The organism is Streptomyces sp. NPDC017890 (assembly GCF_044328675.1).
Taxonomy (GTDB): Bacteria; Actinomycetota; Actinomycetes; order Streptomycetales; family Streptomycetaceae; genus Streptomyces.
In genome coordinates this window covers 67,973-89,297 of record NZ_JBIRHU010000004.1, presented here as the reverse complement: position 1 = coordinate 89,297, position 21,325 = coordinate 67,973, and the positions used below count along the sequence as shown (strand labels likewise).

Here is a 21,325-nt window from a genome sequence, read left to right as displayed (position 1 = left end):
CGAGTCTTGACCGCTGATGTTTCCCGTCGATATCGGAAAGGCGCCGCACGCGATATGCGGATGAGACGCCGAAGATACCCGCCCTCTTCAGGGTTGATCCAAGACCGGCACGGAGAAATGAGGAAACCCCATGATCTCCAATGGCGCGTTCGGCAGGCGGCTCCGCCTGCGGCGCCTCTACCGAAACGATTCCGAACGGCTGTTGATCGTGCCGATGGACCATTCGGTGAGCCAGGGACCGATCACCGGCGGCGAGGGGCTCGACGCACTCGTGGGCCGGCTGGCCACCAACCGGGTGGACGCGATCGTCCTGCACAAGGGCAGTCTCCGGCACGTCGACCCCACCTGGTTCGCCGGCACCTCGCTCATCGTCCATCTGAGCGCCAGCACCGTGCACGCTTCCGACCCGGACGCCAAGTACCTGGTGGCCGGCGTCGAGGAGAGCCTGCGGCTGGGCGCGGACGCGGTGAGCGTGCACGTCAACCTGGGTTCGGACGGCGAGCAGCGGCAGATATCCGATCTGGCGGCGGTCGCCGAAGCCTGCGACCGCTGGAACGTACCGCTGCTCGCGATGATGTACCCCCGCGGCCCCAGGATCACCGATCCGCGCGACCCCGCCCTGGTGGCGCACGCGGTGACCCTGGCCGCCGATCTCGGCGCCGACCTGGTGAAGGCGCCGTACGTCGGCTCGGTGACGGAGATGAAGGAGATCGTCGCCCGCTCTCCCGTCCCGGTCATCACCGTCGGCGGCCCGCGCAACGACGACGAGGGCCAGGTTCTCGCCCACGTCGGCGAGGCGCTGAGTGCCGGCGTCGCGGGTGTGGCCATGGGCCGCAACGTTTTCGAGGCGCCCGATCCCGGCGTCATGGCCGCCAAGCTGGCCGATCTCATCCACAGTGTGTGACCTCTAGGAGCCCTGCACATGAAGCTCAGTTGGCTGGACATCCGAGGCGTCGACGAGGCGCGGGACGCCATCGTCCAGGAGGCGCTGCATCAGCGGGTCGACGGCATCGTCGCGGCGGACCCGGCATCCCTGGAGGGCCTGCCTCCGACCGTCACCAAGGTGCTGTTCCCCCGCGGCAAGGCCCTTCCGGAGGACTTCGGCGAGGCCACCGTGGTCATCGTGGAGCCCGACTTCCACAAAGTCACCCCCGCCGAGCTGAAGCTCAAGCACCCGGAGCTGGAATTCGGCCGGTTCGTGGAGATCGTCGACGCGAAGACGCTGGAGGACGCCTGTCAGTCGGCGCGCAGCGAGCAGTGGAGCCTGCTGCTGTTCCGCGACCCGACCAAGATCCCGCTGGAGATCGTCATCGCGGCGTCCGCCGCCTCCCGGGGCAGCCTGATCACGGTGGCGGCCGACGTGGAGGAGGCCGAGATCATCTTCGGCGTCCTCGAGCACGGCTCCGACGGCGTGATGATGGCGCCCCGCAAGGTCGGCGACGCCACCGCGCTGAAGACCGTGGTCAACGCCGAGACCCCCGACCTGACCCTGACCGAGCTCGAGGTCGTCGGCACGGAGCACGTCGGCATGGGCGAGCGCGCCTGCGTCGACACCTGCACCTACTTCCGTGAGGACGAGGGCATCCTGGTCGGGTCGCACTCCAAGGGCATGATCCTGTGCGTCAGCGAGACGCACCCGCTGCCGTACATGCCGACCCGCCCGTTCCGGGTGAACGCCGGCGCCATCCACTCGTACACGCTGTCCAAGGACGGCCGTACCAACTACCTCAGCGAGCTGAAGGCCGGCAGCAAGGTCGTGGCGTCGGACGTCGAGGGACGTACCCGGCTCGTCACCGTCGGCCGGGTCAAGATCGAGACCAGGCCGCTGATCTCGGTGAACGCGGTCTCCGCCGACGGCCGCGAGGTCAATCTGATCCTGCAGGACGACTGGCACGTGCGGGTGCTCGGCCCGGGTGGCAAGGTCCTCAACAGCACCGAGCTCAAGCCCGGCGACAAGGTGCTCGGCTTCCTGCCGACGGAGGACCGGCACGTCGGCTACCCGCTCGACGAGTTCTGCCTCGAGACGTGACGTAGTGGACACGCTCCTGTATGTCCCGGTCCGGGTCGGCGACCTCGACGGCGCGGCGGCCGTCGTGCGTACGGCCCGGCCGGGTGCCGGCCAGGAGCGGGTCGGCCTCGCCTTCACCGGCGAGGAACGGCTCCACGCCGCGCTGGGCCCCACCCAGCGGTGGATCCGGTTGTCCCGGCCCGCACTCCTGGCGCTGCTCCGGCCACTGGGAATCGAGCAGGTCCGGATCGACGCGCTCTACGTCGGACCGGAAATGCCGAGGATGCCGGAGGCGGCCGACCTGTCGGCCGTGGACTTCCGCGAGGACGGGCCCGTCCTGGCCGGTCCTCGGCGGTACGCGCAGTGGCTGCCGGACGAGGTGTGGTGACGGTGGGCTCCGGCCGCCGTCACCGGCCCGCGATCGTCAAGTAGCGTACGGTGGTAGCAGGTTGGGACAGGCAAGGCTTACCTCATCACCCGTAGACCACCCCGGAACGGAGTGCCGGAGATGCCCACTGCGCTCGGTCGCGACGAACTCCTCTCACGTGCCGGACGTGCAGACAGCCCGCACACGCTGTTCAGCACGCTCGCGACGCAACTGCGCAGGGCGATCCCGTACGACGCCGCGGTCTGGCGGGCCACCGACCCGGAGACCGGCATGATCACGTCGCCGATCTTCGCGGAGAACATCGAGGATCACAGCTGTGCCGTCTACTGGCAGTACGAGCTGTTCACGGAGAAGATCAACCTGTTCCGGGACCTCGCGCTGGCGCCGGTGCCGGTGGCCAGCCTGTGGGAGACCACGGGGGGCGAGCCCGAGCGCAGCTCCCTGTACCGGGGTTTTCTGGCGCCGCGCGGGGTGCACGACGAGTTGCGGGCCGTGCTGCGGGTGGACGGCCGGCCCCACGGGTACGTCAGCCTGTTCCGTGAGAAGGGCCGGGCCGAGTTCTCCACCGGGGAGCGCAGGTTCATAGAGGACCTCGGCACGCCGATCGCCCGCCTGATCAGGGCGTACGCCAAACAGCGCCCCGAGCCCTCCGGCGACGCCCTGACCGGCACCGGGCTGCTGCTGTTCGACGCCGAGGGCGCCCTCGTCTCGGCCAACGACGAGGCACGGCGCTACCTCGAGGAGATGCCGCAGGGCCCCGCGTCGCTCACCGCACTCGGTCTGCGCATACCCCTGTGGGTGCACGGCACCGCGATGCGGGCCAGGGCCATCGCCGAGGAGCGCGGCGGGGACACCGCGCGGATCAGGATGCGCACCCGCACCGGCCGCTGGCTCGTGTGCCACGCGTCCTGCCTGCGCGGGTCCGACGGGAGCCTGGGCGTCTCCGCGGTGATCATCGAACGCGCACCGGTCTCCGACGTCACGCCGCTCGTCGTGCAGGCCTACGAGCTGTCGGAACGGGAGCTCGAGGTCACCCGGCAGGTGGCGCGCGGTCTGTCCACCAGCGGGATCTCCGAGGAGCTCCGGCTGTCGCCGCACACCGTGCGCGACCACATCAAGGCGATCTTCGAGAAGCTCGGCGTGTCCAGCCGCGGCGAGTTGGTGGGCCAGCTGTTCACCGAGTACTACGAGCCCATGGGCCCGTCCTCCACCCGGCGGAGTTAGGGAGCGTCGTCGGCTCCTGCCAGGGGTCGCGCGGGGCGCCCTTGCCCGAGGCCGGCCTGATCCGAACGACAACCGCATGGGCCCCGGTCCGCCGCGGACCGGGCGGCGGAACCGGGACCCGGCGCGCCCAAGAACCGACACAACCCGAAGAACCGACCGCACTGCGGCCCCGCGCGGGCCGCGGTCCGAGCCGCCGTGCCCGCGCGTGCGCGGCCGTGCGCAACCCGGCACGTGCTCGGGCGGGCAGCGGATCAGCTACCAGGAAGTGAAGATGCCGACCTCACCCATGCCGTACGGCGCCCCGCCGTACGCGCCGCCCGGGGCCGACGGCCCGGGATTCACCGTTCTGCTGGGCCCGGACTACTCGGGCAAGTCGTCGGTGCTGCGGCGTCTGGCCGACAGCGGTCGCTGGACGGTGGTCACCTGCGACCAGACGCCGCTCGACACCGACTACGCGCTGATCGGCCGAGCCCGCCGGGAACTGCTGCCCGAGGCGCTGGGGGCGCCGGCCGGACGCTACTCGCCGGACATCCTCCTCACCCTGATGCAGCTGGCCGTGGTGCACATGCGCGACCGCGTGACCGGCGCTCCGCCCGGACGGCCGGTGATCGTGGACTCCTACTACCTGAAGATCATGGCCAAGTGCACGCTGCTCGGATACGCCAATCCGTCGCTGTTCTCCTGGTGGCGGTCGTTCCCGAGGCCCGGACGGGTCGTCTACCTCGACGTCCCGTCCGCCGTCGCCTGGGAGCGCAGCGGGCGGGGAGCGGCGCTGAACCCGATGGAGCACTACGGCGACACTCCCACCGAGGAAGCGTTCACCCGGTTCCAGGACGATCTGCGCGACCTGCTGCGCGCGGAGGCGTCGCGCATGAACCTGACCACCCTCGAACCGGGCTCCGGCATCGACCACGTCGTCGATGCCGTGGAGCGCGCGACGGGACACCGGGTCGGTGCCTGACATGGGAGAAGAACTGTTCCCCGCCTACCGGGAACGGGTGCTGGCCGAGCGGGACGGGCTGCGGAAGGCGCTCGGCGACGTGCGAGCGGCACAGGACGGCGCCCTGCGGCACCTGCTGAGCGCGAACGCCGACACCGAGTTCGGACGGCGCCACGGCTTCGCCCGCTGCCGGGGTGTCGACGACTTCCGCGCGGCCGTCCCCATCGCCGACTACGCGGCCCTCGGCCCCTGGATGGAGGCCGCCGCCGCAGGCCGGCCGAACGTGCTGAGCGCCGATCCCCCCGTGGTCTTCTTCAAGAGCAGCGGCAGCACCGGCGACAGCAAACGGATACCGGTCACCCGGGAATTCATGCGGACCTGCTTCTTCCCGCCCTACTACGCGGCCTGGGCGAACATCGTCGAGCACCACCCGGAAGCCGTCCGCAGGCCCGACGCCACGCTCAACCTCAAGCACGACCCCGCGCCCGCTCCGGCCGCGACCCCCTCCGGCCACCCCCATCTCGGCGCCAGCCAGGTCGACTTCGGCCAGGCCTTCGGTGAGCGGCTGTCGGCGGAACCGGGCAGCCGCGCCCCCTGGAGCACCCTGCCGTCGTTCGTGGATCCGGCCGACCACCTGCTGCGCGGCTACGTACGGCTGCGCGCCGCCATGGCGCACGACGTGCGCTGCGTCATCGGCATCAACCCCGCCGTGGTGGCCGCACTGCCCCACCAACTGGTCCAGTGGTGGCCGCGCCTGGTCAAGGACGTGCACGACGGCACGGTCGACGGCCGTCCGGGACCCGCGCCCGACCCGGAACGAGCCAGGCTCCTGGACCGGCTCGCCGAACGCGCCGGCGCCCCGCTGCCCACCCACGTATGGCCGCGCATGGAACTCCTGTTCTGCTGGACCACCGGACTGGCCTCGCTCTACCTCCCCCGGCTGCGCGAGGCGTTCGGGCCCGGCGTGAGCGCACTGCCCGCCCCCGCGGCGGCGTCGGAGGGCTTCGTCGCCGTGGCGCTGGACCGGCACCCCACGGCCGGCTCGCCCGCGGTCACCGGCGGACTGCTGGAGTTCGTCGACGCCGACGACGAACTGACACCCGGCAGCGACACGCTGCTCTGCGACGAACTGGCGACGGGCGGCGAGTACCACGTCGTCCTCAGCCACGTCGGCGGCCTCTACCGGTACGCCCTCGGCGACGTGGTGCGCGTCGTGGACCGCGCCGGGGGCGTGCCCCGGCTCGAGTACGCCGGCCGGCGCACCCTGTCCGACGCCGCCGGCGAGCGGCTGCGCGAGGGGCACGTGGTGAGCGCCCTGCACGACGCCACGCGCGCCACCGGCCTGGAGATCCGCAACGCCACCTGCCGGGTGACCGGGCGCACCGCGCGGCCGGGCACGCCGGATCCCGGCGCGGACGGCCCGCCGCGGTACGCCTTCGCCGCGGAGCCTTTCGGCCGCTGGTCGCACGAGGAGACCGAGGCGTTCGCCCGGGCCCTGGACACCGCGCTCGGCGGGCGGTCCGCCGGATACCGGGCGGCTCGCGCCAGCGCCCGCCTCGGCGCTCTGGACCTGCACCGCGTGGCGCCCGGCGGCTTCGCCGCCGACTGGCAGGCCAGGGTCGCCCAGGGCACGCGGCCGGCGCAGGTCAAGGACCGGGTCTTCCAGAACGACGACGCGGCGTGGCGCCGGCTGCTCGACGCCTGAGCGCGCCCGCACCCGCCGGGCGCCGGCGGAACCGGCGGCTGATTCCGGCGGCCGGTTCTTTGGAGGCTGCCGCCGCCCCGGCGCCCGCTCGGCACCTTCCCGACCTTCAAGGAGCACTCGTGGAAACATTCGACGCGGTCGCCAGGACCTCCCTCCTGACGGCGGCACTGCGCGCACAGGAGAGCCGGCGCCCGGACCGCCTGTTCCGGGACCCGTTCGCCGCCCGGCTGGCCGGCGTCCTCGGCACCGACCTGTTCGGCCGGATCGGCGACGCCACCCGGCCGAACCGCACCGGCCCCGCGAAGCCCGTACCGAGCACGTTCGCCTACAACGCCATCAGGACCCGGTACTTCGACGACTTCCTGCTCGCCCGCGTCGCGGAGACCGACCGCCCCCAGGTCGTGATCGCCGCGGCCGGCATGGACACCCGGGCCCACCGGCTGCCCTGGCCGTGCCCGGTCGACGTCTTCGAACTCGACCGCACGGCCGTCCTCGCCGCCAAGGAATCGGTGCTGCGCGCCGAGCCGGCACCCCCGAGGGCGACCCGGCACCTGGTCGGCGCCGACCTGCTCGGCCCTGACTGGACCGCCGCGCTCACCGAGGCCGGCTACGACCCCGGCCGGCCCTCGGTCTGGCTGCTCGAAGGGCTCCTCTACTACCTCACGGAGGAACAGGTCGGCCAGGTGCTGCGCCGGGTGCGGAACGCCACCGCGCCCGGCAGCACGATCGCCGCGGACCTGGTCAGCGCCACGGCCCTCACCGCACCCGCCGTCGCGCCGCTGCTCGCGGTGTTCGAGAGCTGGGGCTGTCCGTGGCTGTCCGGGCACGACGAGCCGGAGGCGCTCTTCGCCGAGTACGGCATCGAGGCGACGGTCCTGCAACCCGGCGAGCCCGGCGCCGACTTCGGCCGCTGGCCCGACCCGGTCCCGCCGCGGGACGTCGCCGACGCCGGGCGCGTCTTCCTCGTCCACGGCCGGCGCCGGTGACCGCGCCCCGCCCCAGGGTGCTGATCGCACCGATCACCGTCACCCCCACCAAGGCACTCGGCCTCAGCCACCTCAAGGGGCTGCTGTGGGTGGACGTCATGTACCGCGCCACGCGGATGCTGCACGACCGCGACGTCGACTACCTCTACAGCAACACGACCTTCAACGGCACCCGGCAGACCGCCGGCTTCTGGGAGTACCTCGACCGCGTCCACGGCGACGCCGATCTGAGCACGGCCACCGAGGACGAAGTGGGCGTCCTCTACACGGAGTTCCAGTCCCGCGGCGACCCGCCCGGTGACGCGGCCCTGCTGCCGTACGTCCGTGCCGTCGAGCAGACCGGCTGGACCCACCCGGTGAGCCGGCGGCTGCTGGAGCTGTGGCGCGGCCACTTCGCCTGGCTCGGCATGCACGACCCGGGCCTGACCGCGACACGGCGGCCGGGGCTCGAATTCGAGGAGACGGTCGAACAGCTCGCCAAACACGGACTCTGCCTGGACACGCGCGACGACGGCGGCCCCGTCTACCTGGACGCCACCGCCCAGGGCCTGCCCCTGCGCCCCGCCACGTCCGCCACGGGCCGCCCCAACTACCTGGGCTGCGCCCTGCGCGATCTGCTGCCGGCGGTGGAGGACTACGACGACATCGTCCTGCTCCACGACCGCGAACTGACGGAGGACTACGTCCTGCTGCAGAAACTCCTCGGCGCGCTCGGCGGCGCCCGTGCGCACCGGGTCTGTCTGGACCGGGTTCCGCTCGACGGCGAGGTGCGTTCCAGCCGCCACGGCGTCGCCCACGCGCACACCGTCGCCGGGCTGGCCGACGCGCTGCGGGACCACGCGCCACCGGAGGCCGTCCGGCTCGGCATGAGGCTGTACTTCGTCGCCGGGCTCGGCAAGGGCGAGAACGGGCAGTCCTACCGCGAGGACCTCCTGCGCCAGACCGTGGAGCGCGCCGCCGCACTGCTCGCCCGCGACGACCCGCCGTCCGCCCCGGACGCTCTGGAGTTCGTGCGCCGGCAGACCGGCGGGCGGGCCCACGTGGACCCCTACCGGCTCACCTCCGCGCTGCTGCGCAGACACCAGCGTGTGCCGCTGCGCGCCGTCGCCTCCGACGTCTATCTCTGACCGCCCGGCAGAAGGGGCACCGCCCATGTTCACCCAGCAGCACCTCGCGGAGCACGCCGAACGCCGCGTCCGGGCCGCGCACGCCGGCCCGGCGCCCGGGCAGGGCCGGACGGCCGTGACGGTCGTGCTGCGGCGCTTCGCGCCCACGACGTTCGCGCAGTCCGCGGTGGGCTACGCCCTGAACCTGCCGGACACCCTGAGCGAGCCGTGGCTGCGCGCGTACACCCGCACGGTCTTCCTCTCCGGCAACCCCGACAACCTCCGTGCGCGGTTCGCCTTCCACCACGTCAGCGCGGACGGCGCCATGGCGTGGACCCTGCCCGAGGACACCGCCGAAGCCCCGCCGCTGCGACGCCTGCTGCGGCTCTTCCCCGCGGCCGACCTGCCCCCGCTGCCCGCCCGGATCGACATCCCGCCCCGGACCGACACCGGCCCGGACGCGCGCACGGCACGGCTCGACGTCGTCACCACCCGGGTGTCCCTGGCCGACTACCTCGTGCACGTCCACCACGCCCTGACGGAGGCGGTCCTGACCGGGCTGATCGGCGCGGACACCGGGATCGTGCTCCGGCACCTGCCCCGGCTCGACCCGGCCGAGGGACCCTACGCCATGCTGCGCGTCGTCCCCGACCGGGACGCGGCCGACGGCCGACTGCGCGCCTGCGCGGGCGTCACCGCAGCGGCCCCGACGCCCGCGACCGGGGAACACGACGGCCGTCGTGACCCCCGGCCCGACGACCGCCCCGGACCCTGGCCCACGCCACCGGCCTACGCCTGACGGACACCCTCACCGACACCGCCGCCGAGGCCTTGGACGGCTACGCCGGCCGGGCCGTCGCAGCCGCCGACCTATGTCGATGACATCGCGGAGCAGGGGCGGCTGCTGGGCCGTGAACGATCACTCTCCGACGGGCGGCTGCGCGGGCTCATTCGATCTGATGGCGTACCACTGACACATCACATGACCACTTTTCGCACATGCCCGGCTACACCAGCGCGGGCGCCTGCACCCCTGACGCGGGATGGACGAGCGACCGCAGTTTCTCCCGCGTCTCCGGGTCCGTCGAGTAGATGATCGTGCCGACCATGCCCCGCGTCAGCAGCACCTTGTACGTGTTGCGGATCAGTCGTTTGATCTCGTTGTCAGGCGTCGCCTTGGTGAAGATCGGGTCCTTCGACGCCGACCGGTCCACGACCCACCGGTCCGTCCGCCACACCAGGTCGGGACCGATGATGACGCCCGACCAGTCGTACTCGAAGCCCTGCGCGGTGTAGACGCAGCCGACCTGGCCGAAACCCTCCGGTTCGGTGGCCCACAGGGGCGCGGGCGGGGCTCCGAAAACGGACCGGTCGCCGTACACGTTCCAGGGCCGTGCCCAGTCGCCGATGACGACGTCGGTGGGAAGCGCCGTCATCTCGGGCGTGACCTTGGTCGTCCACTTCCAGCAGTAACCGGCCGACATCCGCGCGCCGTAGCCCTCCGCGCGCTTGGCGACGAGGAAGTCCTCCAGTTCCTGCGGGCTCTCGGCGGTCCGCAGCTCCAGTCTGCCGTCGGGCTCCCACACGTGGGGCGTGCCGCCCTCCAGGCCGAGCAGGTCGACGACCCACTTCTCGTACGCGTCGCTGCCGCCGCACCGGAACTGGCCGTCCAGCTCGATCACCGTGCAGTCGAGCCCTTCCGCGGCGGCGGCCCGTTGGATCTCCTCCTTCGTCCCCATCTCGCCGGGCCGCACCACCTGGTGCTGGTCGAGCAGGAACACCGGCACGCGAGCCGCGTCGATGAGTTCCGAGACCTGCGGACGCCCCGTACGCAGCTCGGCCTTGGTGTAGCGGTTGGCGGAGGTCTTCCGCAGCCGGTGCGCCTCGTCGCAGATCAGTACGTCGAGGTCGTTCGGCTCGGCGTCCATGAAGCTGTTGAAGTACATGAAGAGTTTCTGCACCTCGCGCTTCTTGTGCCCGGCGACCTTGCGCATCGTCTTGGTGAAGGACGCCGACCCGGTGGCGTGCAGAGCGGTCTCCCCGCGCCGGTACAGCTCACCCAGCAGCGACATCGCGATGACGCTCTTACCGGAGCCGGGACCGCCGGTCACCACGATGACCTTCTTGTGGTTGCCGCGCTTGGCCTTGCGCACGGCGGACATCACCATCTCGTAGGCGACCCGCTGCTCGGCGAGGAGCACGAACTGCTCGCGGTCCCGGATCTCGGCCGCGGCAACCGCCATCAGCTGTTTCGACGGCCGGATCCTGGCGTCCCTCAGCAGGTCGGCGGCCTCCGCGCCGGACTTGGCGGCCAGCCGGGATCGCAGGAAGTCCAGGAGGGCCCCGCGCTGGTCGGCCGTGTACATCCGGCCGTACTGGTCCTCCTCGACGCTCCGCAGCCCCGCGATCCGGGACTCGGTCGCGTTGTGCAGGAACGCCACCCCGGCCAGCGACCCGGGCATCCGTTCCAGGGCCGCGTTGAACGACAGCAGGTACTCGCAGTACCCCCGCACCTGTTCGATCGGGTTGAGGACGGGCTGCGGGTAGGCGTCGAGCCGGCACAGGAGAGGGTCGTCCTCGTCCGGGTGGGCCTCGCTCCACTGCTTCAACTCGACGACGACGTACGACGGCTGCCCCGTCGTCGGGTGCACGCCGGCCAGCACGGCGTCGGCGCGCTTGCTGGTGAGGGGCAGGCTGTACTCGATGACCACCTCGATCTCGCCGAGCCCGGCCTCCATGAGGGCGTTGACGAGAGCGGGAAGGCTGCGCTCCCAGGACCGTATCTCCGCCTGTGCGGGCCTGCGCCCGTGCAGGTGGCAGAAGTTCTCGGTCAGATGCAGCGCCAGTGATCCTTCGAGGATGCGGGTGGCCACGGACGCCGCGGACTCACGGAACAGCAAGGAAATGCCCCCAGGCAGCACGAAGAAGACTCGTGCGGGTGGGGGCATGTCCTGCGGTGTCCGCCGTGCACCGCCGTGGAGCGGGTGCGATGGCGGATCAGGAAGCCCGTCGGGCCGCTGAGATGTTGTGCCGACATCCTAGGGGAGCGCGGCGATCAAGAGGAGGGGGTTCCGTACGGGTTCGGCCACGTCCGGTGACGGACGGCACGGTCACTTGGTGCTCTGACGGGAGCGGGCGTTGACCTCGGCGAGGAGGGCGCTCAGCAGCTCGTCCTGACCCAGTGTCCGGACATGACACGGGTCGGCATCCCACTCGCGGCCACCGCCGAGCGGCCGGACCTGGACGTACGGGCCTTCGTGGCCCATGACCCGGCCGACCCGATCGCGGGCGGTGTCCCGCACGGCCTCTCCCACTGCCGGCACCTCGCCCGGGCTTCCGCCCCGGTCGCCGTCCTCCGTCACGTACTGATCCCCTTCAGGATCACGTCCGCGAGTATGAGGGCCACGGGCGCCGAGCACACCCCGAGGTGGACGAGGGCGTACTGGGCATCGTCCCCGCGGTCCTCCACCCACGGGGTGCGGATGTCCATCGCCGGGAGCTGGATACCGGCCCGGGTGAGCGCGGAGGCGAGGGCGTCACGGGCGTCGAGGGCCTCCTGGACCTTCGGAGCGGTGGGTGGCGGGCTGTCCGCGACGGCTGGGTGGTCGACCGCCGTCGTGTGGTCCGGGTGTCGTGGTGTGGAGGTCATCGTCGTCCTCGTCGGTCCAGTCCTACGGATTCCAGGACCCGGCTGCGCTGGGTGAATTACGCTGCGTAGTCCGGGCGTTACGAGGATGCGCCGGGATCTGAGCGGCCAGGCCGTGGACGGGGTCGTGCTTCCCCGCGTCCCCGAGGTCGTTCCACACCTTCCACACCGTCCACGCGAGCTTTCCGGAGGGGAGCCAGCCGTATGCCGCAACGACGCGTCATCACCGGCCGCAGCCAGGAACCACGTCAGCGCTTCGCCGAAGAACTGCGCACCCTGAGGGCGGGCAGCGGGACGAGCCTGCGGCAGCTCGGGGAGCGGCTGGGCTGGGACTGGTCCCTGTTCGGCAAGATGGAGAAGGGCGAGACGCTGGGCAGCCCGGAGGTCGTCCAGGCCCTCGACACGCACTACGGCACGCCGGGCCTGCTGCTCGCCCTGTGGGAGCTTGCGGCAGGGGACCACACGCAGTTCCGCGAGCGGTACCGGCGGTACATGGCGCTGGAGGCCAAGGCGGTGAGCCTGTGGCACTTCGCGGTGAGCGTCCTGCCGGGACTGCTGCAGACACCGGGGTACGCGCGGGAGGTGCTGGCGGCCGGTGGGATGAATGAGAGGGAACTGGAGCAGCAGGTCGAGGCTCGGATGGGGCGGCGGGAGTTGCTGGAGGCGGAGGACGCGCCACCGTTCCGGACAATCCTGTCGGAGGCGGTGCTGCGGACGCCGTTGCGGGATGCGGGGGAGTGGCGGGAGCAGTTGGAGCATGTGGTGGAGTTGGGGGAGCGGGCGAATGTGACGATGCAGGTGCTTCCGCTTGACGCTGGTTTGCATGGCCTGATGAACGCCACTGTCATGTTCCTGCGGCTGGTCGACGGACGTACGGTGGCCTACATGGAGAACGGCTACCAAGGCGATCTCATCGAGGAGAACGCTGCGGTTGAGCGTTTGCAACGTGCCTACGATGCGACGCGCGACCTTGCCTTGTCTCCGGCCGAGTCGCGGAAGTTTGTCCTGGCCATGTTGGAGGAAGCACCGTGCGATCCATCGACCTGAGCATCGTGTCCTGGCGCAAGAGCAGTTACAGCAACCAGGACGGGGGGGAGTGCCTTGAGGTTTCTGACGACTTCGGTGCGGTCGTTCCTGTCCGAGACAGCAAGGTCCCGCATGGGCCGGTGCTCGCCTTCCCGGTCGGCGGCTGGTCTTCGTTCGTGGGGGCCGTCAAAAGCGGCCGTCTGAGCGACTGACACGGAATGTCGACGGTCCTCGCGGTGATCGTTACCGCGAGGACCGTTGCCGTACTCGTCTTGGCTACTTGTTGGCCGGACGCCAGGCACGCAGGTCGTCGCCGGTGAGGCCGTGCTTGTCCCGGTCCACAGGATTCGGACCTGTTGGTCCCGATCACGTCCTCCTCCGCGAGGACAGGCCCGTACGGGCCCGGGACGACCGGCCGCCAGAAGATCTCCTTGAGGATGTCGACCCCGCAGCCCTGCCCGGTGGCCGGATCGGACACGGTGAAGCGGGCGGACAGCGGGGCGATTTCCAGCGCGTGCACCTTCCAGCGCGTGCACCTTCCAGCCGCGGGCTTCCAGGCCGGCGCGGAGCGTGGCGGCGATGTCGGCCATGGGCGCCGGGTTCTCGGTGGCTACGTCAAGGTCCTGGCTGGGGCGCCTCACGAGGCGGTGTCCCGCACGGCGTACCCACCGGTGAGAACCAGGGGGCCTCGGCCATCGCTCTCGCCGAGTGCGGTGTCCGGGTCGAGGAGAAAACGGTGCTGAACGACCTGCTCACGGACCTCGGCACGCGGTCCCGCTGAGGCGCGTCCCCCGGCCGCGCCGGGCGCGGAGTTCCACGCGTACCGACTGACACACCCTCGTCACGCGCAGCCTCGTGCGTCACCTCGCCCAGTACCGGAACGCCGGCCTTCCAGAGCGACCCCGAAAGGTGACTGTGCTGTTTCACTGAGTGAGGCACCTGTCTCCGCAGGGTGACGAGAGGCGACCGCCGGGTGACCGGCTCTGTGAGGGCGCGCACAGGGCCCACGTCACACGGGGCCAGGGTTAGTAGACGCCCGACGGCCGCTCGCCCGCGTGGTCGCAGACCGTCCGGGCGAGTCACGCGGCCGGTCTGCGAAGCGGCGTAGTAGGTCACACACTTGTCGCGGCGGCGGAGGGTTCCGCAGTGTGGTCGGCGTACCGGGGAGCCGAGCGCCGGGACCGGACGGGAAGAGCCCGTCCGTGATCCAGACACCGGCCCTGATGACGCGAAGCCGCGTCCAACGCGGACACCGCGTCGCCGACCCCCCGTCGGCCTCCCCATCACGTTCCCGAATGGAGAGGTACACCCGTGCACGCCATCATGCGCCGTCCCAACTTCCGCAAGTCCGCCGTGGCCTCCCTCGCCGCCGCGGGCGCCGCCGCCGTCACCCTCACCCTCGCCCCGAGCCCGGCGCACGCCGCCGAGCCGGCCAAGGCCTCCTCCGCGCAGACGCAGGCCCAGACCGACAAGATCAAGGACATCGTCAAGGCCGGCGAGAAGAAGCACGGCGACGACCTCGACGGCTGGATCCGCACCGCCCTGGACGTCATGGACGCCAAGAACATCCCGGGCACCTACGAAGGCTTGCACCGCAACATCATGCGCGAGTCGTCCGGCAACCCGAACGCGCAGAACAACTGGGACGTCAACGCCCAGAACGGCATCCCCTCGAAGGGCCTGCTCCAGACGATCCAGCCCACCTTCGACGCCTACCACGTCAAGGGCACGAAGGACTCCGTCACCGACCCGGTCGCCAACATCGTCGCCGCCTGCAACTACGCGGCCGACAAGTACGGCTCCATGGACAACGTCGACTCCGCCTACTGACCGGCGGACCCAATGACCGCCTGAGCCCCGGGACAACCGGTCCCGCGCGGAGGCCGGCGGGGCCCAGGCAGCACGGCGGGGCCGGAGGCACGACACGTCCCTCCGGCCCCGCCCGCGTCGCACACCGTTGCGTCCCAGACAAGTCCCAGAGGTGCCATCACGCCCCTACGGCCGTACGGCCGTAGGGCCGTAGGGGCGTAGGGCGTTGATTTTTGACGGCTTTCAGATGGCCCGGAAGAGACCAGCCAGCGCGGTGACCTGCGGCGATGAGAGGGATTCGGTCGCTGACCTGGGAGAATGGTCTTTCAGCTGTTTCACGCTCGTGCCAGTTGATGAAGCCGAAAGTCCCAGAAAAGTCCCAGAGGGCTACCACTGCTCGTACGGACTCTTTCGGCTAGCGCAGGGCGTACGAGCGCGGTGTGGGCTGATGCGCATCGGTGGTCTGCCCTGTGTGAACGGAAACGCGGGCGAGTTCAAGCGGCCAACGCATCACTGCTGTTCAAAAGGTCAGCGTAGACCTCTGCCGGAGTGCGATAGCCGTGGGTCTTGCGCGGACGGTGGTTGAGTTCGTGAGCGATGGCGTCCAGGTCGGCTTGGCTGAACGTGCGGAGGTCGGCGCCCCTGGCGAGGTACTGCCGAAGCAGCCGGTTGGTGTTCTCGTTGGTGCCGCGTTGCCACGGGCTACGCGGCTTGCAGAGGTAGATCGGCATCCCGGTCTCGGTGGTGATGGCCCGGTGCTCGGCGATCTCCCGGCCGCGGTCCCAGGTAAGCGTCCGCCGCAGGTGGGGCGGGATGCCGAGGAGGCTCCTGGTGAGATGGGGGGTGACCTGCTCGGCCTTGATGCCGTCCGGCAGCGCAACGATGGTCGTGTAGCGGCTGGTTCGTTCGACGAGCGTGGCGACTGCCGAGGGCCTGGTGCCCATCACGAGGTCGCCCTCCCAATGGCCGGGGACCTTGCGGTCCTCGGCCTCGGCGGGGCGGGCGGTGATGGACACCATACCGCGGATGATGCCCCGTCCGGTAGGCCGACGGGCGATCTTCGGGCGGCGCATGGGCCGGCCTGACCGCAGGCGCTGAGTGAGACTGCGGTCGATTGCCTGGCGGCGACGAGGGTCGTAGAGCGAGAGGTAGATCGCTTCGTGCGAGATCTGCATGATGGTGTCGCCAGGGAACTGACGTCGCAGCCACCCTGCGATCTGATCGGGAGACCAGCACAGAGCCAGCTTCGCCTCCACCAAGGCGCGCAGAGCCGGTTGTTGGGCCAGATTGGCCTGCTTGGGACGGCGCCCGCGCTCGTAAGCGGCCGCATCAGCGGACGCGGCACGGTAGCGGTCCCGGCCTCCGTTGCGGGCGATCTCGCGGGAGACGGTCGAAGGCGATCGGCCCAGCCGCCTGGCCAACTGCCGGCCAGATTCCCCGGCGGCGATGCCGCGGTATATCTCTTCGCGCTTGCTGCCGCTCAGATGCCGCTCTGATCGCTGCTGCGGGGTGATGCGGACGCCGCCGCTCTGGTGCAGAAACCGACGAGCGCTCTGCATCGGTGCCCCGAGCGCCCGCCCGATCAAGCTGAACGACTGCCCCTCGCGCCAGCGTCTCCAGACTTCATCCTGCTGAGCCGGCGAAAACCCGTAGTCACGCACCTGTGCCTCCACGATCACATGATCATCCGTGGGTGGTGCGTTGATCACTTGAGGGTGCCCGCGTTTCACGAACGGGTTCGCGGCCAGTGAGGATCACGCGGCCTGGGAGCCGGGTGACTGGTGTCGGCCTATGATCTACGCGGCCGTGGGCTTCCGGGCGCCAGGCGCCGTGGCGGGGGTGTGCGGAGGCCGCCGGGGCCAGCCGCTCGTGTCTTCGGCCGGACGTCGTCCGACGATGGTGTCCCGCTGTGTGGCAGGCGGAAGCAGACTCCCGTTTGAACTGTTCCGGGCAGAACGTCACCGTTGCGTGACCGGCCTCACGAGAAGCCGCGCAGTCAGTCCATGGCGGTAGGCTCCACCAGGGATTTGTCGGATCCTGAGGGACGAATCGGTGAGGAGGCCGACGCAGTGGCAGCAACGGGAGGGGACCCACGGCGAACACCCGGTCCGGCCATGCCCAAGCCGGGGCCGGTCAAGCCCGTCCAGCAGTGGTTCCAGGAGCGTCCCTCTCCCTACTCCTGGGAGCAGGACGCGCTGGACCACGTCCGGCGTCTCATGCCCGCGGCCGAGCCGTACCGCGCCTGGGCGACCTTCTCCTTCACTGCCCAGTCGGGCCGGGTCAACGAGTGCGACCTGCTGATCGCCGTCCCCGCCGGCCTCTTCCTCGTCGAGATCAAGAGCCACCCCGGCGAGCTCCATAACACCGGTTCGACCTGGAACTTCCGCGGCAAGGACCGCACCCGCACCCTCAACAACCCCCTGCACTTCAACGACCTCAAGTCCAAGGAACTGCGCAGCCAGCTCCAGTGGGCCGCCCGTAAGCTCTACCAGAGCGACCGGATGGTCCCGCGCATCGAGCCGGCGGTCTTCCTGTCGGCCCCCGACCTCGTCAGCCACCTCGACGAGGTCCAGCGCATCCGCGTGTACGGGCGCGACGACGGCGCGAGCGGCCTGAACCGCATCTGGCAGGACTTCCTCGGCCTGCCCCCCGAGCGTCCCGAGCGGCGTGTCACGGAGGAGTTCTCCCGCCACCGGCTGCCGCAGCTGCTCAAGACCATCGGTATCCGGCAGTCGACCGGCCATCTGCGCTTCGGCGACGCCTGGAAAATGGAGCCGCACCCCCTCGACGCGGGCGCGTCGTGGGAGGACCGCCTGGCCAAGAGGGATGACGGTCTCGCCCAGGAGGGGGGCCGGGTGCGAATCTACCTGGTCAGCCAGGGCGCGACGGAAGCGGACCGCAAGAAGACGGAGCGCGCGGCACGCCGCGAGTACCAGGTCCTCCAAGGCATCACCCACCGCGGCATCGCCGACGCCATGGAGCTGCGCGACCACGAGGGCGGACCGGCGATCCTCTTCCGCCACCGTCACACCGACCTGCGCCTGGACCAGTATCTCGATACCTACGGCGACAAGCTCACCCCCGAGACTCGACTGGACCTCGTTCGCCAGCTCGCCGAGGCCATCCGGTACGCCCACAGCCGCTCGCTGTACCACCGCGCGCTGGCGGCCCGCTCCGTCCACGTGTCCTTCCGGGGTGAGGGTGCGCACCCCGAGCTGCGCATCACCGACTGGCAGACCGCGGCCCGCGACTTCGACAGCAACGCCACCTTCTTCCGGTCCATCGGCGGCTCCGCCCTGGACGCGGCGCTGATCGAGGACGCCGCCCACGTCTACCTCGCACCCGAGACCGACCAGCCCTTCCCGGACCCCGGGGACTTGGACGTCTTCGGCCTGGGCGCCGTCTCCTATCTGATCCTGACCGGCAAGCCGCCGGCCCCGCAGCGCAGCGTCCTCAAGGAGCGGCTGCGCACCGAGTCGGGGCTGCACCTCTTCGCGGTCGCCGACGGGGTCTCCGACGCGCTCGACGATCTGGTCTACAAAGCCACCCGCGCCGACGTCAACGACCGGCTCAGTTCCGCGGAGGAGTTCCTGGACCTCCTCGACGAAGCGGAACGGGCCGGTGCCGCGCACGACTCCGCGGCGGCGCCGACCGTCGACCCGCTGGAGGCACTGCCCGGCCAGGCCCTGGACGAGGAATGGTCGGTACGCCGGGTCCTCGGCACGGGGGCCACGGCCCGCGCCCTGCTCGTGGAGCGCGCAATGGAGGACGACGACGGCACGGTCCGCGTCGAGGAACGCGTCTTCAAGGTGGCCCTCGACGAGCAGAAGGCCGACCGACTGCGCGCGGAGGAACGCGCCCTGAAGCTGGTCGGCGGAGGCGCTGTCGTCCAGCTGCGCGGGGACGGCCTGCGCGAGCTCGGTTCGCGTACGGTCCTGCAGCTGGAGTACGCGGGTGAGCAGTCCCTCGGCGCCCGGCTGCGCGGCAAGGGGCAGCTCAGCTACGACGAACTGGAGCGCTTCGGCGAGGACCTGTTCCTCGCCCTCGACCAGCTCGCCGCGCACGGCGTCCGGCACCGCGACATCAAGCCGGACAACCTCGGCATCCAGCGCCGCAAGGACTTCACCTGGCAGCTCAAGCTGTTCGACTTCTCCCTGACGGACGCCTCCGACCGTGACGTGAAGGCCGGCACCCGCGGCTATCTCGACCCGTTCCTCGGATCCGTGCGTCGCCCGCACTTCGACGACCACGCCGAACGCTACGCCGCGGCCGTCACCCTGCACGAGATGGCGAGCGGCGAGCGGCCGCTGTGGGGCGACGGCCGCATCGACCCGCTCACCAACGAGTCCGCCGAGCTGTACATCACCGGTGAGCTCTTCTACCGGCCCCTGCAGCCCGGCCTGACCGCCTTCTTCCAGCGCGCCCTGCACCGTGACATCGAGCACCGCTTCGACACGCTGCGGCAGATGAAGGACGCCTGGCAGAAGGTGTTCCGGGACGCTGACACGGACCGGCCGCCGACCACCCCCTCCACCGTGGGCACCGAGGCGGAGGACACCGAGCAGGCACGGGACCGGGCGGCCCTGGCTGCTGACGCCCACACGGAGCTGGAGCTGGCCGGTCTCTCGCCGCGGGCGGTGACGGTCGCCGCCGGTCTCGGCGCCACCACGGTGGGCCAGCTGCTGGACGTCCAGCCGTCCGTGATCTCCAAGGCCCGTGGCGCCGGCCCATTGGTGCGCAAGGAGCTGAACCGCCGCCGCAACCAGTGGGTGGCCGCTCTGCGGGGCAAGGCCGCCGTACCGGCCGCGCGCAAGGCCGCCTCTCCGGCCAGGGACGAGGAAGCGCAGGCCGGGGTCACCGGCATCCTGTCGGTCGACGACATGGTCGACCTGCTGACCCCGCCGCCCGGCCGCAAGGGCTCGCACCGCGCCGACGTGGTGCGCCTCACCCTCGGACTGCCGCCCGAGGAGGGCGGTCTGTCGCCGCTCGGCACCTGGCCCGTGCAGGCGCGGATAGCCGATCACCTGGGCATCAAGCAGCCGCCGGTCTCCCGCCACCACCGGGCCGAGATCAAGCGGTGGGCCGAGGCCGAGTGGCTGCAGACGGTGTGCACGGAACTGGTCGAGATCGTCGCGAACTTCGGTCGAGTGATGACCGCCGCGCAGGCCGCGCAGGAGCTGCGGGCCCTGCACGGCGCGCAGGACGACAGCCCCGAGCGCGTGCTGGCCCGGTCACTGGCGGTCGTCCGGGCCGCCGTCGAGGCGGAAACCCGTGAGGAGGAGGGCCATGAGCCACGCCTCGCCGTGCACCGGCGTGGCGACACGGTGCTGCTGGCGTCCGAGTCCCTGCCCGGCACCGACGACCCGAACCCGCATGAACTGGCCGACTACGCGGCGGAACTCGGCACGACCGCGGAAAGGCTCGCCAAACGGGAGCCCCTCCCAGGGCGTGCCGAGGTGGTGCGCGAACTGCGGGCGGTGCCTGTTCCGGAAGGCTTCGCGCCGCTCGCCGACACTCGCCTGGTGCCGCTGGCCGCCGCCGTGGCGTCGTCCGTGGTGCGCCACACCCCCCGCCTTGAGCTGTACCGGCGTGACCTGAGCCTGGAACGCGCGCTGCGCATCTCGCAGGCCGGCGCGGGCGTGCGGCCGGACCGGGGGATCACCGCGACCGAACTCGTCGCCCGGGTACGAGCCCGTTTCCCCGACCTGGACGCCCTGTCGGACGGCCGGGAGCCGACCCCCGTGGTGCTGGAGGACGCGCTCCAGGCGGCCCGCTTCGACCTGCGCCACGACGACGAGGCAGGACGTTTTCTCCCTCCGCTGCCGAGGTCGATCGGCCCCTGGTCCTCCACGGGGTCGGTCACCAGCATGCTTCCCCCGGTACGGTCCGTGGTGCGCCGCGAGCCAGAGGACCCGCACGGTGAGCTGCGCGAGCAGCTAACCGAGAGCGTCCGCCGCGGCGGCTTCCTCGCCCTGACGGTCAAGGCCGCCCGCCTGCAGGGCACGGCCGAGATGATCGCCGCCCGCTTCCCGGTGGTGCCCGTCGACCTCGGGGCGCTGTTCCTGCGGGAGTTCAAGCGGCTCGTGGAGGAGAAGAGCCAGGACTGGCGGACGGTCCTGCGCGCCGACGCGGCCTCCGCGCCGGGCCAGGTGAAGCCGGGCCTCGCCACGTTCGTCCGCGTCGTGTGGCAACGCGTCGCCGACGACCTCGCCGCCCGCTCCGCCGAACCGCGCACGGTGCTCTTCCTCCACGACGCGGGTCTGATCGCCCGGTACTGGGACGAGGGCGGCCGCACATTCCTGGTCACCCTCCAGGCAGCCTCCCGCAGGCCGTCGGAGGGACCGCACGGGCTGTGGCTGCTGTGCCCGATGGAGTCCCGCACCCAGGACCCGCACCTGGACGGTCAGCCGGTTGAGGCGTTGCGCAATGACGGGGAACTGGCCTACCTCACCGGGGGGTTTCTCAAGCAGCCCGCGTAAGTGGCCGG

17 protein-coding genes and 1 pseudogene are annotated in these 21,325 nt (G+C 71.1%); 13 read left to right on the top strand and 5 right to left on the bottom strand.

Translation table 11 applies throughout. The features are described 5' to 3' along the window. Positions 1-130: 130 nt before the first annotated feature. The 9 genes from bagB (at position 131) to ACH4F2_RS06935 (ending at position 9,156) form a co-directional block, all read left to right on the top strand. Positions 131-904 carry a bagremycin/ferroverdin biosynthesis DhnA-type aldolase BagB/FevI gene (gene bagB / locus ACH4F2_RS06975; RefSeq protein WP_398131651.1) on the top strand — a complete coding sequence of 258 codons (774 nt, stop codon included), beginning with the start codon at positions 131-133 and terminating at the stop codon, positions 902-904. A gap of 18 nt (positions 905-922) precedes the next feature. Next, on the top strand, positions 923-2,029 hold the full coding sequence (bagC, locus tag ACH4F2_RS06970; protein ID WP_398131650.1) for a bagremycin/ferroverdin biosynthesis 3,4-AHBA synthase BagC/FevH: 1,107 nt from the start codon (positions 923-925) through the stop codon (positions 2,027-2,029). A 4-nt stretch (positions 2,030-2,033) separates the two neighbouring features. Then, positions 2,034-2,396 (top strand): SAV_915 family protein, encoded by a 363-nt coding sequence (locus ACH4F2_RS06965; RefSeq protein ID WP_398131649.1) that lies wholly within the window; start codon positions 2,034-2,036, stop codon positions 2,394-2,396. A 120-nt stretch (positions 2,397-2,516) separates the two neighbouring features. Continuing rightward, on the top strand, positions 2,517-3,620 hold the full coding sequence (gene bagY / locus ACH4F2_RS06960; RefSeq protein WP_398131648.1) for a LuxR family transcriptional regulator BagY/FevT: 1,104 nt from the start codon (positions 2,517-2,519) through the stop codon (positions 3,618-3,620). Between the two features lie 271 nt (positions 3,621-3,891). After that, on the top strand, positions 3,892-4,581 hold the full coding sequence (locus tag ACH4F2_RS06955) for a dTMP kinase (RefSeq protein ID WP_398131647.1): 690 nt from the start codon (positions 3,892-3,894) through the stop codon (positions 4,579-4,581). Position 4,582: 1 nt separating this feature from the next. Further along, on the top strand, positions 4,583-6,265 hold the full coding sequence (locus tag ACH4F2_RS06950; RefSeq protein ID WP_398131646.1) for a GH3 auxin-responsive promoter family protein: 1,683 nt from the start codon (positions 4,583-4,585) through the stop codon (positions 6,263-6,265). A 119-nt stretch (positions 6,266-6,384) separates the two neighbouring features. Next, positions 6,385-7,251: a class I SAM-dependent methyltransferase gene (locus ACH4F2_RS06945; protein ID WP_398131645.1), complete on the top strand. Its 867-nt coding sequence runs from the start codon at positions 6,385-6,387 to the stop codon at positions 7,249-7,251. After that, entirely contained in the window at positions 7,248-8,378 is a 1,131-nt protein-coding gene (locus ACH4F2_RS06940; RefSeq protein ID WP_398131644.1) for a hypothetical protein, read from the top strand. The genes ACH4F2_RS06945 and ACH4F2_RS06940 overlap by 4 nt, the downstream gene beginning before the upstream one ends. 25 nt (positions 8,379-8,403) lie before the next feature. Further along, a complete protein-coding gene (locus tag ACH4F2_RS06935) occupies positions 8,404-9,156 on the top strand; it encodes a DUF6182 family protein (protein WP_398131643.1) in 753 nt (250 codons plus the stop codon). Positions 9,157-9,364: 208 nt separating this feature from the next. Here ACH4F2_RS06935 and ACH4F2_RS06930 read toward each other — a convergent pair whose 3' ends face one another. From ACH4F2_RS06930 to ACH4F2_RS06920, 3 genes are all read right to left on the bottom strand, one after another. Further along, positions 9,365-11,305, bottom strand: coding sequence for a DNA/RNA helicase domain-containing protein (locus ACH4F2_RS06930; protein ID WP_398131642.1), 1,941 nt, complete (start codon positions 11,303-11,305; stop codon positions 9,365-9,367). Between the two features lie 162 nt (positions 11,306-11,467). Then, the gene (locus ACH4F2_RS06925) at positions 11,468-11,719 is read right to left on the bottom strand and encodes a hypothetical protein (protein WP_398131641.1); all 252 of its coding nucleotides are present in this window, start codon (positions 11,717-11,719) and stop codon (positions 11,468-11,470) included. Further along, positions 11,716-12,006: a hypothetical protein gene (locus ACH4F2_RS06920; RefSeq protein WP_398131640.1), complete on the bottom strand. Its 291-nt coding sequence runs from the start codon at positions 12,004-12,006 to the stop codon at positions 11,716-11,718. The genes ACH4F2_RS06925 and ACH4F2_RS06920 overlap by 4 nt, the downstream gene beginning before the upstream one ends. Positions 12,007-12,207: 201 nt before the next feature. Between ACH4F2_RS06920 and ACH4F2_RS06915 the strand changes: the two genes are divergently transcribed. After that, entirely contained in the window at positions 12,208-13,050 is an 843-nt protein-coding gene (locus ACH4F2_RS06915; RefSeq protein WP_398131639.1) for a helix-turn-helix domain-containing protein, read from the top strand. After that, positions 13,032-13,241: a DUF397 domain-containing protein gene (locus tag ACH4F2_RS06910; protein ID WP_351391483.1), complete on the top strand. Its 210-nt coding sequence runs from the start codon at positions 13,032-13,034 to the stop codon at positions 13,239-13,241. Before ACH4F2_RS06915 ends, ACH4F2_RS06910 begins: the two co-directional genes overlap by 19 nt. Positions 13,242-13,387: 146 nt before the next feature. Here the strand turns inward: ACH4F2_RS06910 and ACH4F2_RS06905 are convergent. Next, positions 13,388-13,768 (bottom strand): annotated as a pseudogene (locus ACH4F2_RS06905) (nucleotidyl transferase AbiEii/AbiGii toxin family protein); the annotation flags it as partial. A 572-nt stretch (positions 13,769-14,340) separates the two neighbouring features. On the opposite strand from ACH4F2_RS06905, the gene ACH4F2_RS06900 reads away from it, so the two are divergent. After that, entirely contained in the window at positions 14,341-14,859 is a 519-nt protein-coding gene (locus ACH4F2_RS06900) for a transglycosylase SLT domain-containing protein (protein WP_398131638.1), read from the top strand. Positions 14,860-15,332: 473 nt separating this feature from the next. Here ACH4F2_RS06900 and ACH4F2_RS06895 read toward each other — a convergent pair whose 3' ends face one another. Further along, entirely contained in the window at positions 15,333-16,511 is a 1,179-nt protein-coding gene (locus tag ACH4F2_RS06895) for an IS30 family transposase (RefSeq protein WP_398131637.1), read from the bottom strand. Positions 16,512-16,952: 441 nt separating this feature from the next. Between ACH4F2_RS06895 and pglW the strand changes: the two genes are divergently transcribed. Continuing rightward, complete coding sequence (pglW, locus tag ACH4F2_RS06890) at positions 16,953-21,317, top strand: BREX system serine/threonine kinase PglW (protein WP_398131636.1); 4,365 nt, start codon at positions 16,953-16,955, stop codon at positions 21,315-21,317. The last annotated feature ends 8 nt before the right edge of the window (positions 21,318-21,325 follow it).